Origin of the sequence: Thermotoga sp. RQ2 (assembly GCF_000019625.1) — a bacterium.
In the GTDB taxonomy this organism is placed as follows: domain Bacteria; phylum Thermotogota; class Thermotogae; order Thermotogales; family Thermotogaceae; genus Thermotoga; species Thermotoga maritima.
In genome coordinates, this window is the sequence record NC_010483.1 from 15,983 (window position 1) to 30,000 (window position 14,018).

Sequence of the window (14,018 nt, forward strand, 5' to 3'; positions counted from 1 at the left end):
TTTTGGAGACCATATTCAGTTTTCTCGAGGAAAAATTCCTTGCGTGGATGTGTATTTTCACGAGGTTTACGGGATTTTTTTTGATCGCTCCTTTCTTTTCCGAGAGAGCGTTCCCTGTTGAGGTGAGAGTGTTTCTGGGACTGTTCACGAGCTGGTTGATGCTTTTCACAGTTGATGTATCCATACCCTTGAACACACCTGTTTTGAGTTTCACTTTGAATCTGTTTTTCAACTTTCTCGTTGGGTTCGGAATCGGTTTTATCGTTTATCTTTTTCTTCAGGCGTTCAACGGGGCGGGATACATCTTTGGTTTTCAAATCGGATTCGGAATGGAAGAAGTGCTGGCTTTCGGTGAAGAAGAAACAAACCCCACGGGAGAATTGGTTTATTTTATAGCCCTCACTGTTTTTGTGCTGATAAAGGGACCTGTTCTCGTGTTCGAGGGCTTGAAGGATTCAATCGATGTCTTCCCCGTGAATCTCACAGGTGTTGCGGACGGGTTCTTCTCCTACGTCGTGGAAAGATCGAGTGACTTCTTTGTGCTGATCCTGAAGATAGGAGCACCAGTTATCGCTTTCATGCTCATCATAAGCATCGTTCTCGGTATCGTTTCGAGGCTCATCCCACAGATGAACGTTTTCATGGTTGGATTGCCCCTGAAAGTGATCATTGGGGTTATATTGATTCTGGGGATGTTACCGATATGGGCGGAAGTGGCTCAGAAGATTTCAGCGCTCAGCTGGAACGCTATTCAGGAACTTCTTGGGAAATAGAGCTCCTGCTCTTTGCCGAAGCAGAGAGAACAGAGCGCGCCACTCCCAGAAAAAGAAGGAGAGTAAGAGAAGAAGGTAGAGCTCCCGTATCCAGGGAGCTCAACATGGCCGTCACCTTTCTCGTGTTCGCTTTAGCGCTGAAGATCTTTGGATATCAGGGTGTAGAGAGGATCACAGAAGACGTTCAGGCCTTTCTCTCGTTTGAAGAAACAGAGGATTTACTCGTGAATGCAGTAAACACTTTTAAAGACGTGCTTTTGATCATAGGAGCCTTTGTGGTCTTCTCCATGGTCGCAGGTGTTATGATTGGGGCCCTTCAAACGAGATTTTTGTTTGCTCCGAAAGCGTTGAAACCGGACCTCAACAGAATCAACCCGATAGAAGGTTTTAAGAGATTGTTCTCACTCAGATCACTCGTGGAACTTTTGAAGTCTGTCCTTAAAGTCGCCATCGTGGGGATCGTGGTCTACCAGGTCTTGAAAAACAGATGGGACGAAATGATTCTCTTAACAGAAATGAACGTGAACGACGCCTTTGCTAATTTCTGGGACATCGCATCCGAGATCACGTTGAAAAGCGGAATGGTCCTTCTCGCTCTTGCCGTTTTCGACTACTTCTACCAGAGATGGGAATTCGAAAAGAGCATCCGCATGACGAAGCAGGAAATGAAGGATGAACTGAAAGAAGTGGAAGGAAATCCCGAGATAAAGCGAAGACAAAGACAGATGATGTATGATATCCTACGAAGAAGAATGATGGAAGAGGTCCCGAAGGCGGATGTCGTGATCACCAACCCCACTCACTTCGCTGTTGCTTTGAAGTACGATCCAGATACGATGAACGCACCAGTTGTGGTAGCGAAAGGTGTGGATCATCTGGCACTGAAAATAATAGAAATCGCAAAGGAGAACGATGTACCCGTTTTGAGAAATCCGTCTCTTGCGAGGGCTCTATACTATAAGACGGAGATAGGTGAAGAAATTCCGGTAGAATTTTACAGGATAGTGGCGGAGGTACTCGTTTACGTTTACACGAAAAAGGGCGTGAGAATTTGAAGAATGTGGATATAATCGTTTCTCTGATGATAGTCGCTATCGTTCTTTTGATGGTGCTTCCTGTACCGGACAGGATGCTGGATTTCTTCCAGATCCTGAATATAACTCTTTCCATGATCATACTGTTTTCCACCATGTACATAAGAAACGCCCTTGAACTCTCTTCATTTCCAACACTACTTCTTGTGGTGACCCTGTTCAGACTCGGCCTCAACGTAGCCTCAACAAGGCTCATACTCCTTGAGGGTCCAAAGTTCCAGGGACGGGTTATAAGAACCTTCGGGGATTTTGTTGTGAAAGGAGATTACGTCGTTGGTCTCATCGTCTTTTTCATCCTCGTCATTATCCAGTTCATCGTCATCACCAGGGGTGCGGAGAGAATAGCGGAGGTAGCTGCAAGATTCACTCTCGACGCTATGCCCGGAAAACAGATGAGTGTGGATGCCGACCTGAACAGCGGATTGATAACCGAAGAAGAAGCGAGGAAAAGGAGAGAAGACATCAGAAGAGAAGCGGACTTCTATGGAGCCATGGACGGTGCGAGTAAATTTGTGAGAGGGGATGCCATAGCGAGCATCATAATCGTTTTTATAAACATAATCGGTGGACTTCTGATAGGCATGCTCAGACATGGGATGAGCCTTGCAGAGGCTGCGCAGGAGTACGTGATTCTCACCGTAGGAGATGGCCTTGCGGCACAGATCCCGGCTCTTCTCGTTTCAACCGCCACCGGTATAATCGTATCCAGGGCCGCATCCAAGGAAAATCTCGGGAAAGATCTTGTCACGGAACTTTCGAGAGAAACAAAAGTACTTCTTCTCACCGGTGGAGTGCTGATTTTTCTGGGAATCTTCACTCCTATACCGTTCTTCAGCGCCATTCTTGGTGGAGCGCTGATCTTTCTTGCGATGTACACCTCCAGAGCCGTTCCTCAAGAAGAGCTGGTGGGACCTGCTCCTGCAGAAAGACCCGGTGGGCCTGTTTTATCTACACCTGAAGAGGTTTCTGAGATCATACAGAGCGATACCGTTGAGGTGGAGATCGGCTATGGACTGATACCGCTCGCCGATCCATCACAGGGAGGAGACCTCCTCGATAGAATCACTTCCATCAGAAAACAGCTCGCGTTCGAGCTGGGACTCGTCGTTTCCCCCATCAGGGTGAGGGACAGCGTTCTTTTAAAACCCAATGAATATTCCATAAAGATCCGTGGAAGTGAAGTTGCGAGGTACGAGCTCGTACCCAACAGGCTCCTCGCCATAAATCCAGGGACTGCTAAGGAAAAGATTCCCGGTATTCCAACCAGAGAACCAGCGTTCAATCTGGAAGCATACTGGATAGAAGAGTGGAGAAAGGAAGAAGCCCAGCAAAAAGGTTACACGGTCGTGGATCCACCAACTGTGTTCGCCACGCACCTTTCTGAAGTTCTGAGGAGACACGCCGATGAGCTCCTCGGCTTCAAAGAGCTCGAACTTCTTATAGAAGGACTGAAAGAGAAGTTTCCCAAGCTGGTGGAAGATCTCATACCAGATGTTTTGAAACCCGCTGAAGTCAAGAAAGTGCTTCAGAGACTTCTGAAGGAAGGGGTGTCCATTCGAAACCTTCCAACGATCTTTGAAATTCTACTTGAGAGTGCTGAGAAAAGTAAAGATATAGACTACCTTGTGGAAAGTGTGAGAAAGGCACTGAAACGTCAAATAGCTTCGATGGTCCGCTCCGAAGACGGGAAGATACACGCGATCGTTCTGGAGAGGGACCTCGAACAGAAACTCCTGGAGTCGCTGAAAGAAATAGGAGAAGAAAGGGAGCTCCTTCTCAACCCTGAAGTCTCAAGAGAACTGATGAACAAGATTTCAAACGAACTGGGAAATCTGATGAAAAAAGGCTATCAACCTGTGATTGTGTGTTCGGCAAGGGTCAGACCTTACTTCTCCAGATACGTAATGCGAACTATCCCGGGTGTTTCTGTGATCTCTTACGATGAAATACCCGATGACTACACCCTTCAAATTGAAGGTGTGGTGAAATTATGAAGATAAAAAAATACGTTGCTGAGAGCATCAGAGAAGCGATGATCATGATAAGAAGAGAACTGGGGGAAAACGCCGTTATTTTGAGTTCTCGAAGAATAAAAAAGGGGGGATTCTTTGGAATAGGTGGAAAAACGTACTTCGAAGTGACAGCTGCGGTTGAGGAAGAGAGAAAGAGAGAGGAAAACACGAGTTACAGACTCCAGGAAATACTCGTAAAGAATCGACAGAGTTCGAACGATAATATCAAAGGGGAGTTCGATGAGATAAAAAGGACGATAAACGAGATAAAGCAGATGCTTGTAACTGAAAAGAGGCAGACTCTACCAGAAGGGCTTTCAAAAATTCTTTACGGTATGGAGAAACAGGAAATTCTCCCAGAGATCAGATACAAGCTGATAGATTTTCTGAGAATGAAGTTTGGAGATCTGGATCCGAATTCGAACGAGACTTTCAAGATTCTGTCGGAGCAATTCGCAAACCTTGTGAAGACAAATGCACCAGATTTCAAAAACGCGAAAGTACTCTTTGTGGGAACAACAGGTGTGGGGAAAACAACTTCACTCGCCAAACTTGCAGCCCGTTTCAAGATAGACGAGAAAAAACGCGTCGCTATACTGACGCTTGACACGTACCGGATAGCAGCGGCAGAGCAGTTGAAGATATATGCGGATATCATGGATATTCCCATGAAGATCGCCTACACTCCAAAAGAAGCGGAATACGAAATGATGGCTCTGAAAGATTACGATATCGTTCTTGTGGATACAGCCGGGAGAAGCCATCAAAACGATCTTCAGATGAGCGAACTCAGAGCACTTTCGGAAGCTGTAAAACCAAACATCACTTTTCTGGTAATTTCTATGAACTACAAACTCGATGACGTGAAAAGAATCGTTGAAAGATTCTCCACCGTGAAACCAACTCACATCATTCTCACCAAAATGGATGAAACATCGGTTTACGGAACATTCGTGAACATATCGGAAATCACGGGACTTCCCATTGCGTTCGTTACAAACGGACAGAGGGTCCCCGATGATATATTCGAAGCGAACCCTATGGAGCTTGCCAGGATTGTCGCCGGTGAGGTGTTGAATTATGCCAGATCAAGCGGAACATCTGAGAAAGACTGAACCGAATATAATAAGTGTTCTCAGCGGTAAGGGCGGTGTTGGAAAGTCCGTGATAGCTGTCAACCTTTCCCTTGCTCTTAAAGAGAAAGGGTTGAGAGTACTTCTGTTCGATGCCGACGTGGGATTTGGAAGTGTCGAGATCCTTCTCGGTTTCATGGCCCCCAAGACCCTGAAAGATTTCTTCAAGTCAAATGTGAGGATAGAAGACATCGTTTTTGAAACAAAATACGGTGTGGATGTTCTCAGTTCAGGAATAGACATAGAAGATCTCATTCTTTTCAATTTGAGCGATCGCCGGCGCTTCTTCGACGAGTTTGCCAGACTTCTCAAGAAATACGATTACCTCGTGATAGATTTTCCACCGGGGTACAACGAAAACCTGGATGAGTTTTACATTCAATCAGACTTCCTCATTCTCGTTACCACCCCAGAACCAACCTCGATCATAAACACCTATACTCTGATAAAGCTTCTTTCGGTAAAAGGAATAACACCCGAAGAGATATTTCTGGTGATGAACATGGCTAGGAATATGAAAGAAGGAAGAATGGCAGCCGACAGATTGAAAAGGGTGGTCGAAAGGTTCGTTGGTTTTACGATAAAAAACTACTTTGTGATAAAAGAAGATCAGGTCGTACAGAAGAGTGTGTCTTCACAGGAGCCGTTTGTACAGTTTCACAGTCATTCACAGCCATCCCTTGCCATCTACGGTCTGAGAGAAAAGATCTTGAAGGAACCCGTTCAAAAGAAAGGTTTTCTGAGCAAGATAAGACAGATGCTGGGAATAGGGTGAGAAAGAATGGAGTACTACACAGAGCTCGTAAATGCAAAGGACGTGATAAAACCAGGTCAAAATGTGATCGTAGAGGTTTCTGCGCCGGAGGATCTGGAAGGTCAATACAAGAGCAGTGTGCACGACGTGGACTTTGAAAGGGGAATCCTCACTCTTTCGATGCCGAGTTTTAAAGGAAGATTGGTCCCACTTCCTCGCGGAACCAGGTGTACTGTGATGATACTGGACAGCTCTGCGATCTATGTTTTCAGGACGAGTGTGCTTGAAAGTGGTAGAGACGAAGACGGCTTTCCGGTGACAAAAGTACCGTTTCCCGAAAGATTGAGGAAAATTCAAAGAAGGAGATTCAAGAGAATAAAGATATTTCTCGAAGGAACGTACAGGGTCGCTTCGAGAGATGAACCACCGAAAAGATTTGTGACGAAGGATTTCAGTGCCGGTGGTATGCTTATGGTAGCTGAAGATATCCTGACGCCTGAACAGATCATATACGTTACACTCGAACTGGACGAAGATCTAAAACTCAAGGATCACCCAGCGAGAATCGTGAGAGAAGCGGGCATCCTCGAAACGGGAGAGAGAATGTACGGCGTAGAATTTTTGAACGTTTCCCCGGCTTTGGAGAGAAAACTGGTTAGCTTTGTCTTCAAGAAAGAAATAGAGATGAGAAACAAGGAAAGGAGTGAAAGCGAATGAAGATCTCAGAAAGACAGAAAGATCTTTTGAAAGAAATAGGAAACATAGGAGCCGGAAACGCTGCCACGGCGATTTCTTACATGATAAATAAGAAGGTCGAAATCTCCGTTCCAAATGTAGAAATTGTACCTATCAGTGATGTCATATTCGTAGCGAAAAATCCTGAAGAAATAGTCGTCGGTGTGAAAATGCCTGTAACTGGAGAAATAGAAGGAAGTGTACTTCTCATAATGGGAACTACTGTTGTGAAGAAAATACTCGAAATTCTGACAGGCCTGGCTCCCGACAATCTGTTGGATCTCGATGAGTTTTCCGCTTCGGCGCTTCAGGAGATAGGGAACATAATGTGCGGTACTTACGTTTCAGCTCTCGCGGATTTTCTTGGTTTCAAGATCGACACACTTCCCCCACAGCTTGTCATCGACATGATATCTGCCATATTCGCAGAAGCTTCCATAGAAGAGCTGGAAGATAACTCGGAAGATCAGATAGTGTTTGTAGAAACGCTTCTGAAGGTGGAAGAGGAAGAGCCTTTGACATCCTACATGATGATGATACCAAAGCCGGGATATCTGGCCAAGATCTTCGAAAGGATGGGGATTCAGGAATGAAAAAAGTCATCGGAATAGGAGAATACGCGGTTATGAAGAATCCTGGAGTGATTGTGACCCTTGGGTTGGGATCCTGCGTTGCTGTATGTATGAGAGATCCTGTGGCAAAAGTCGGAGCCATGGCACACGTTATGCTTCCAGACAGCGGCGGAAAAACGGACAAACCCGGCAAATACGCGGACACGGCTGTAAAAACGCTGGTGGAAGAGTTGAAGAAAATGGGAGCAAAGGTGGAAAGACTGGAAGCAAAAATAGCGGGCGGAGCCAGCATGTTTGAATCTACGGGGATGAACATAGGAGCGAGGAACGTAGAGGCTGTGAAAAAACATCTGAAGGATTTTGGAATCAAACTACTGGCGGAGGACACGGGGGGCAACAGAGCAAGGAGCGTTGAATACAATATTGAAACTGGAAAGCTTCTCGTGAGAAAAGTAGGTGGTGGTGAACAATTAGAAATAAAAGAAATTTAGTGTGGGACAAGGAAAGTATGATAAGAAGCTTGCTTCCGTTTATAAAGAGAACAGCTGAGGATTTGGCACAGACCCTACCTCCAAACGTGGAGGTAGATGATCTGATTCAGGAAGGAATCGTCGCAGCCCTGTCTTCTCTGGAAAGATACGATCCATCAAAAGCGAGTTTCACAACGTTCATAATGAAAAGAGTGAAAGGTGCCATGTACGACTATTTGAGAAAAATAGACTGGATGCCGAGGAATCTGAGAAAAAACGTGAAGATGATCGAAAGAGCGATATACGAAAGCGAGGAGTTTCCATCCGATGAAGAGATAGCCAGAAAAACCGGTCTTGAATTGAAGGAAGTCGTTCGTGCAAGAAACGAGATGATGAGGAAGCAACTTCTCATGATAGATGCGATGGAAGACGAAATCGTTCTGAAAACAGAGGGGCCAGACGAAAACGCGTACCGTGAACTTCTGGTGGAGGAGATGAAGAAGGCAATAGAAAAACTCTCGGACAAAGAAAAGCTGGTTCTGTCTCTCAGATTCGAAAAGGATCTATCTTTGAAAGAGATAGCGAAAGTACTGGATGTTTCTGAATCCCGTGTTTCTCAGATTATAAGTAAGTCCCTTCTGAAAATAAAGAAAGAAGTGATGGGCGATGATCAGGCCGGTTGACTTCCAGGGATTTGTCGTGAAGGGTGTGGAGTCTGTTCAAAATGTCTCTCAATCGTTGAACCAGCAAACACTGGTTCAGCAGGCTCTTTCCCAACATCTATTACATCAGATTCAAAGAGAACAGAGTTCAGTTAAAGAGAGCAACACAACTGAAAGAGCGGAAGTGAGAACTTCCACAGAAGGAAGGCAAAGGGGTTTCTCGCAGGCTAAAACACACTCTTCGCTGAAAAAGAAAAAAACGTCAATAAAAGAAGAAAACAAGGGGTTGTTCATGGACGTGAGAACATGACAATAGCATATCTCGATTCAAGAAAGATAGAGGGAAAGTTCATAGGTGGGCTCCTTTCAGTCGATGAAAGAGGAATCCCTGTGGAGTTCAAGTACACAGATCCAGTGGTTCCAAACGAACTCCAGAAAATTCTCTACGGCAGTTCAATCGACACTTATTTGAAGGGAGAACTGATTGCCAAAACGCTGCTGAAGAAAATGGAGAAAAAACCGGATTTCGTTTTTGTACACGATCCGGAGTTGCTGGAAGTGGACGACAGGCTTCTTCTGATCGCAGAAAGAACTGAAAAATTAGAAACCCCCACCCGTGTGTCTGAAGAGGAAGTTCTTCTGCCGTTCAAAGGATCCTCAGTGAAAATTGTGGGAAAAGTATCCGATGAAGACATGAAAAAACTCGCTGATCTTCTGGAGACCTTCGATGTTATGGAACCGTTTCAGAGGCTGGAAAGGGCGCTGGAGTATCTATGTTCGGAAAAATAGTTGTGCTGATAAAGAAATGGATAGAGGGTTTTCTTCTTGAATTGAAAGGGCCTTCTGTTGAAGAAGCAGATACTTCTTTTCAACTTCCAGACGTAAGAGAACAGCCTTTCCAGAACAAGGTGAACGTTTTCTCTCTAAAAGAAGAAACAACGGTTCACGAGGGTACAACAAACCAGCAACAGATCTCTATAAAAGAATGTTCCCTTGAGAATGAAATACGATGTAAAACAGGAACTCCAGAAATTCTAATCTCCGGAATTCACCTTTTTAACCCTGAACTCTCGGACGTATCGTTCCACAGCGAAAACGTTCATTTCATAGTAGATGCGAAAACGATCCCGTCTGAAGAGATGGATGTTTTCTCAAATACCGACATTCCAATCTTGTGGAGAATGAGAGTAAAAAGAGAGGTGCTCGTCGACAGAAAAAAAATAGAAGGAGCACTGAAAGTGCTCCTGAATAGTCTGAAAGATAGAAAGATTGACAGGATCAAATTTGTCGGTTATTACAAAAATGTTCCTGCTGGAAAAATCAGCTTGTTTTCTTCTGATCTTCTCGTTGAGATCGATAAAGGTCCTTCTAAGAATCTCGTCGTTTTTGAATTAGAAATCAACGGAGAAAAGAAGCACGTTTTCATCTCTGTTCAATGAGCTTTGAAAGTTCTTCGACGTTTTCAAGCACTATTTTGAAAAACTTGAAGGCTTCCGTATCCACTTCGGAATTTCGGTCCATAAAGTAGTACATCACCTTCTTTTTAAATTGCTCCCTTTCCTCGGCAGACATCTTGAGAATTTGAGTGACTATTACTTTGATTCTCGAATCTTCCTCCATTACTTTAACTATTTCTCGTATTTCCGGCTTCATCACTCATTTTTGTTATTTTCCAGAAAGACTTTGAAAGAAATACCTGTTCTCACATCATCCCCTATTTTGATTTCAATGAAACCCGGTACAACGAAGAGATCCTTTCCGGATTCTTCCAGAAATCTTCTTGCAACTGCCAGAGCCTTTACTGCCTGGTTCACTGCACCAGCACCGATAGCCTGAATCTCCACCTTTTCACTCTTGGTAAGGGAACCCGCTATCGCACCGGCTACCTTGTTGGGGTTCGAGTTCGAACTGACCTTCAGGATTTCCATCCTACCATTCCTCCTTACTCACGGGTTTCTAATCTGCATTTTATCATAAAAGAATTGGAGATTTCAAACTTGTTCCAAACTGACTTCTCTCAGGTATCTAGCAGCATCTTCTGGTGGCACTATGTTTATGTAAAATCCCGTTCCCCATTCGAAGCCCGCTACTTTTGTCAATCTCGGGAATATCTCTATGTGCCAGTGGTAATAATCCTTGCCTTCAAGACTCGTAGGAGCGGTGTGGATCAAAAGGTTGTAGGGCGGATTATCTAAAGCGGCGTATATCCTGTAGAGAACGTTCTTCAGGATCTTTGCAAGAGACCCAACTTCATCCTCAGATATCAGGTGAAAGCTGTTCATGTGTCTTTTTGGAAGAATCCACGTTTCGAACGGAAATCTGGCAGCGAAGGGTTCCAGAGCTATGAAGTGATCGTTTTCCTCAACGATTCTCTCCCTCTCTTTCTTCTCCTCGTCTATGATATCGCAGAAAGGACATCTTTCCTTGTACTCGTAATATTCCTTGGAACCGTCGAGTTCTTCCTGAACCCTCTTTGGCATGATGGGGAGTGCGATTATCTGGCTGTGAGGGTGGCTGAGAGAAGCTCCTGCGTCCTTTCCGTGGTTCTTGAAAATCAGTATGTATTTTATTCTCTCATCCTTCATGAGCTGCTCGTATCTGATCTTGTAAGCCCAGATGACTTCTTCCACGTTTTTGTAATCCATAACGGCAAGGTGAGAATTGTGATCGGGAGTTTCAACGACCACATCGTGGTAACCAAACCCCATCGCTGCATCGTACATACCTCTTCCGTATTTTCTCAAAGGCACGTCGGGATCAACCGCTGGGAACTTGTTTGGAACAACACGCACCCACCAGCCGGGTGTGTTGGGTTCTGTGTCGGCAGGCCTGAAGGCGAAAATCTCCGGTGGTGTGGTGTGTTCATTACCGTAATCGAAGGGACAGAAGCCCTCCCGTACTTCTTCTACTTTCGTTCTTGCAAAATCGTGGGGCCTTTTCGCTCTCTCGGTGGCTATGATAACCCACCTTTTTATAATGGGATCCTTCCTGAATTCGGGCATGCTTTCACCTTCCAACCTTTGCAAGGGCTTTTTTGTAAAGATCAACGTACTCTTTGGCAGACCTGTCCCAGGACAGATCCGTGTTCATGGCGTTTGTCATGATTCTTCTCCAGTGATCTTTTTCCCTGTAGTAAAAGTGCAAAGCCTTCGAAACAGCCTTCAACAGATGAGCAGAATCGTACTTCTTGAATCCAAAACCCGTTCCTTCCATCGATTGTGGATCGTATTCTTTCACAGTATCTGCCAGGCCTCCCGTGTATCTCACAACGGGGATTGTTCCATATCTCATGCTGAACATCTGTCCCAAACCGCACGGTTCGTATCTGCTCGGCATGAGGAATATGTCCGCACCAGCGTATATCTTCTGCGCCAGCTCGACATCGAATTTTATGTTCGCTGATACTTTGTCTGGATACCTCTCCTGGAACTTTCTGAAGGCGTTTTCGTACTGTTCGTCTCCCGTTCCAAGAACAACGATCTGAAGATCGAAGAGCATCAGATAATCCATCACATCAACCAGAAGGTCCAGACCTTTTTGAGGGACGAGTCTGCTTATCAACCCGGCTACAGCCGTTTCCTTGTTAACGGGAAGTCCCAGTTCTTCCTGGAGTTTCACCTTGTTTTCCCACTTGAGTTCAAGACGATTCACATCGTAGTTGACGTAAATGTATCTGTCCGTAGCTGGGTTATAAAGCTCGTAATCTATTCCGTTCAATATACCGTAGAGATCTTTCGAACGCATTCTCAGTACACCCTCGAGTTTCTCGCCGTACTCTTCCGTCTGAATTTCCTCGGCGTAAGTGGGGCTAACCGTGTTTATCACATCGCTGAACACTATTCCACCCTTGAGGAAATTCAGTTGTCTGTAGAACTCAAGGCCGTCGATAGTGAAAACATAATCGGGAAGGCCTGCAAAAGAGAGGTACTTCGGATCGAACACGCCCTGATATCCAAGGTTGTGTATCGTCAAAACCGTGGCCGTTCTGGAAAAGTAAGGATCGTCCCTGTAAACGGTTTTCAAATAGACAGGAATCAGAGCGGTTTGCCAGTCGTTCACATGGACGATATCGGGCTTCAAATCAAGATGTTTTACCAGATCCAGAGTAGCTGCGCAGAAGAAAATCGCCTGTTCACCAAGATCTGGCCCCGCATAGACATCTTCCGCGGAGAAATAGTAATCGTTGGCAACGAAATACGTTTTCACATCGCTACCGGGAAGAACGGATTCGTATATATCGAACTTTTGATCGGTTTTGACATGAGAAACAGAGAGACCTTCGGCTACTTTCTTGATCTCATACCCAAATTTCTCTGCATTTTTTTCAACGATTCTGTGTTTCGGCATAACTATCGTGACATCCACCCCGTGTTTCTTCAAATACTTTGGAAGAGTTCCAGCAACGTCCGCCAGTCCTCCTACTTTCGCGAACGGAAAAACCTCGTAAGAAACGAATACTACCTTCATTTTTTCACCTCCAGTTTCAGCGGTGCGTCGTGTGGAAAAACTAAAAGATCGATCCTTCCAACTCTGTCAAGGAAGTTCTTAACCTGAACACTTCCGTACCCTTTGATTATATCATAGTAGCTAAGCCTGTTAGGTGTTATATCCCCCGTGATCAGCACTCTTCCCGCATTCTCCGTATCGAGAAGAAAAGAAAGGTGCTCTCTGGCGTGCCATGGGGTGTGAAACACCTTTACTTTTTCATCGAACAGCGACTCTTCTCCCTTCAGAAGCACCACATTCTTCCACGAAGAGATCACTTTTGAATAGATTCTTCCCACGATCGTACCAAAAGAAAGATAGTTCTTCGTTTTGTAAGCTTCATGAACATAGAAAGTAGCATTCTCGAAGAGGACAGAGTTGAAGATATGATCGAGATGCACATGCGTGAAGAGAACGTCCGTTATATCATCCGGGGAGATTCCCAGCTCAGAGAACTTTTCTTCCAGTTCGTCCATAGAAGAGAGGTTACCGGGGTCGATGATGATTCTTCTGTCCTTGTGTTCCAGATAAACGACTGTGGAAAAGTGAGCGTTCAACCTTCCTGGAACGAAAACGCTTCCTCCCGTTACGAGGATTTTCAATTCCACTCGGTATCACCCCACAAGGTAACTCAAAATCGCCACGAACAAACAGTAGTAAGAAAACTGCCATATCTTTCCAGATCTCACAGATCTTGAAAGCACGTAAAGAGCGAAAAGGCCAGAAAGAAAAGCAAAAATCGGTGCCAGAATGGTTACATTCCCCTTTTCTAAGCCGAGGATTCCTGCACCCAGAACGACGGGTATGGACATCAGAAAAGAGTATTGAAGAGCATCTTCACCTCTGTACTTCATGAACAAAAGAGAAGACACTGTGATTCCACTTCTCGAGATACCCGGAAAGAGAGCAAAAAGCTGGGCAATCCCAACAAGAAGGGCATCGAGGAAACTCATGTTTTCCATTCTCTTTTCACCAGACGAAGAATACCTGGTAAACATCAGGATCAAAGCGGTTACAGAGAAAAACAGAGGGAGGAAGCGTGGCGAAGAAAACAGTTGATCGATTTGTTTTTCGAAGAGAACTCCAAAAACGCCAGCCGGAATGGTTGAAACAATCAGATTCAGGATGATTCTCCAGCTTCTCAGGCTCCTTCTTATACCATCGAACGCAAAAAGAACAACGGATACCAGCGTCCCAAGATGCAGAACAGCCGTCTGGTAAGCGTTCAGATCCGTCTTTAACAGATGCGACAGAAGAGTCAGGTGTCCGGAACTGGAAACGGGAAGAAACTCAGTCAACCCCTGTATTATTCCGAGCAGCAGATCCAC

At 45.0% G+C, this 14,018-nt stretch carries 18 protein-coding genes; 12 read left to right on the forward strand and 6 right to left on the reverse strand.

Features of this window, described 5'->3' with window-relative positions; all coding sequences use genetic code 11:
* The first annotated feature begins 2 nt into the window (after positions 1-2).
* The 12 genes from fliR to TRQ2_RS00140 are packed head-to-tail and all read left to right on the forward strand — an operon-like array spanning position 3 to position 9,644.
* A complete protein-coding gene (gene fliR, locus TRQ2_RS00085) occupies positions 3-773 on the forward strand; it encodes a flagellar biosynthetic protein FliR (RefSeq protein WP_011942724.1) in 771 nt (256 codons plus the stop codon).
* Entirely contained in the window at positions 704-1,828 is a 1,125-nt protein-coding gene (flhB, locus tag TRQ2_RS00090) for a flagellar biosynthesis protein FlhB (RefSeq protein ID WP_012310271.1), read from the forward strand. The genes fliR and flhB overlap by 70 nt, the downstream gene beginning before the upstream one ends.
* Positions 1,825-3,861 carry a flagellar biosynthesis protein FlhA gene (gene flhA, locus TRQ2_RS00095; protein WP_012310272.1) on the forward strand — a complete coding sequence of 679 codons (2,037 nt, stop codon included), beginning with the start codon at positions 1,825-1,827 and terminating at the stop codon, positions 3,859-3,861. Before flhB ends, flhA begins: the two co-directional genes overlap by 4 nt.
* A complete protein-coding gene (gene flhF, locus TRQ2_RS00100) occupies positions 3,858-4,994 on the forward strand; it encodes a flagellar biosynthesis protein FlhF (protein ID WP_011942727.1) in 1,137 nt (378 codons plus the stop codon). The genes flhA and flhF overlap by 4 nt, the downstream gene beginning before the upstream one ends.
* On the forward strand, positions 4,960-5,787 hold the full coding sequence (locus TRQ2_RS00105) for a MinD/ParA family protein (RefSeq protein ID WP_011942728.1): 828 nt from the start codon (positions 4,960-4,962) through the stop codon (positions 5,785-5,787). The genes flhF and TRQ2_RS00105 overlap by 35 nt, the downstream gene beginning before the upstream one ends.
* A 6-nt stretch (positions 5,788-5,793) precedes the next feature.
* Positions 5,794-6,483: a flagellar brake protein gene (locus TRQ2_RS00110; RefSeq protein ID WP_011942729.1), complete on the forward strand. Its 690-nt coding sequence runs from the start codon at positions 5,794-5,796 to the stop codon at positions 6,481-6,483.
* A complete protein-coding gene (gene cheC / locus TRQ2_RS00115) occupies positions 6,480-7,094 on the forward strand; it encodes a CheY-P phosphatase CheC (protein ID WP_011942730.1) in 615 nt (204 codons plus the stop codon). Before TRQ2_RS00110 ends, cheC begins: the two co-directional genes overlap by 4 nt.
* Complete coding sequence (gene cheD / locus TRQ2_RS00120; protein ID WP_011942731.1) at positions 7,091-7,564, forward strand: chemoreceptor glutamine deamidase/glutamate methylesterase CheD; 474 nt, start codon at positions 7,091-7,093, stop codon at positions 7,562-7,564. The genes cheC and cheD overlap by 4 nt, the downstream gene beginning before the upstream one ends.
* The gene (locus TRQ2_RS00125) at positions 7,564-8,226 is read left to right on the forward strand and encodes a FliA/WhiG family RNA polymerase sigma factor (RefSeq protein ID WP_012310273.1); all 663 of its coding nucleotides are present in this window, start codon (positions 7,564-7,566) and stop codon (positions 8,224-8,226) included. Before cheD ends, TRQ2_RS00125 begins: the two co-directional genes overlap by 1 nt.
* Entirely contained in the window at positions 8,210-8,515 is a 306-nt protein-coding gene (locus tag TRQ2_RS00130; protein ID WP_011942733.1) for a hypothetical protein, read from the forward strand. The genes TRQ2_RS00125 and TRQ2_RS00130 overlap by 17 nt, the downstream gene beginning before the upstream one ends.
* Entirely contained in the window at positions 8,512-8,994 is a 483-nt protein-coding gene (locus tag TRQ2_RS00135; RefSeq protein WP_011942734.1) for a hypothetical protein, read from the forward strand. The genes TRQ2_RS00130 and TRQ2_RS00135 overlap by 4 nt, the downstream gene beginning before the upstream one ends.
* Positions 8,979-9,644 (forward strand): hypothetical protein, encoded by a 666-nt coding sequence (locus TRQ2_RS00140; RefSeq protein WP_011942735.1) that lies wholly within the window; start codon positions 8,979-8,981, stop codon positions 9,642-9,644. Before TRQ2_RS00135 ends, TRQ2_RS00140 begins: the two co-directional genes overlap by 16 nt.
* On the opposite strand, the gene TRQ2_RS00145 is transcribed toward TRQ2_RS00140, so the two are convergent.
* The 6 genes from TRQ2_RS00145 to TRQ2_RS00170 form a co-directional block, all read right to left on the reverse strand.
* Entirely contained in the window at positions 9,628-9,858 is a 231-nt protein-coding gene (locus tag TRQ2_RS00145) for a hypothetical protein (RefSeq protein WP_011942736.1), read from the reverse strand. The two genes, TRQ2_RS00140 and TRQ2_RS00145, sit on opposite strands and share 17 nt — an antisense overlap.
* Positions 9,858-10,133 (reverse strand): stage V sporulation protein S, encoded by a 276-nt coding sequence (locus TRQ2_RS00150; RefSeq protein ID WP_004080683.1) that lies wholly within the window; start codon positions 10,131-10,133, stop codon positions 9,858-9,860. Before TRQ2_RS00150 ends, TRQ2_RS00145 begins: the two co-directional genes overlap by 1 nt.
* Positions 10,134-10,196: 63 nt before the next feature.
* The gene (gene galT / locus TRQ2_RS00155) at positions 10,197-11,207 is read right to left on the reverse strand and encodes a galactose-1-phosphate uridylyltransferase (protein ID WP_011942737.1); all 1,011 of its coding nucleotides are present in this window, start codon (positions 11,205-11,207) and stop codon (positions 10,197-10,199) included.
* A 4-nt stretch (positions 11,208-11,211) separates the two neighbouring features.
* Positions 11,212-12,672 (reverse strand): glycogen synthase, encoded by a 1,461-nt coding sequence (locus TRQ2_RS00160; RefSeq protein WP_011942738.1) that lies wholly within the window; start codon positions 12,670-12,672, stop codon positions 11,212-11,214.
* The gene (locus TRQ2_RS00165; RefSeq protein WP_011942739.1) at positions 12,669-13,298 is read right to left on the reverse strand and encodes an MBL fold metallo-hydrolase; all 630 of its coding nucleotides are present in this window, start codon (positions 13,296-13,298) and stop codon (positions 12,669-12,671) included. Before TRQ2_RS00165 ends, TRQ2_RS00160 begins: the two co-directional genes overlap by 4 nt.
* A 6-nt stretch (positions 13,299-13,304) precedes the next feature.
* Positions 13,305-14,018: an undecaprenyl-diphosphate phosphatase gene (locus TRQ2_RS00170; RefSeq protein WP_012310275.1), complete on the reverse strand. Its 714-nt coding sequence runs from the start codon at positions 14,016-14,018 to the stop codon at positions 13,305-13,307.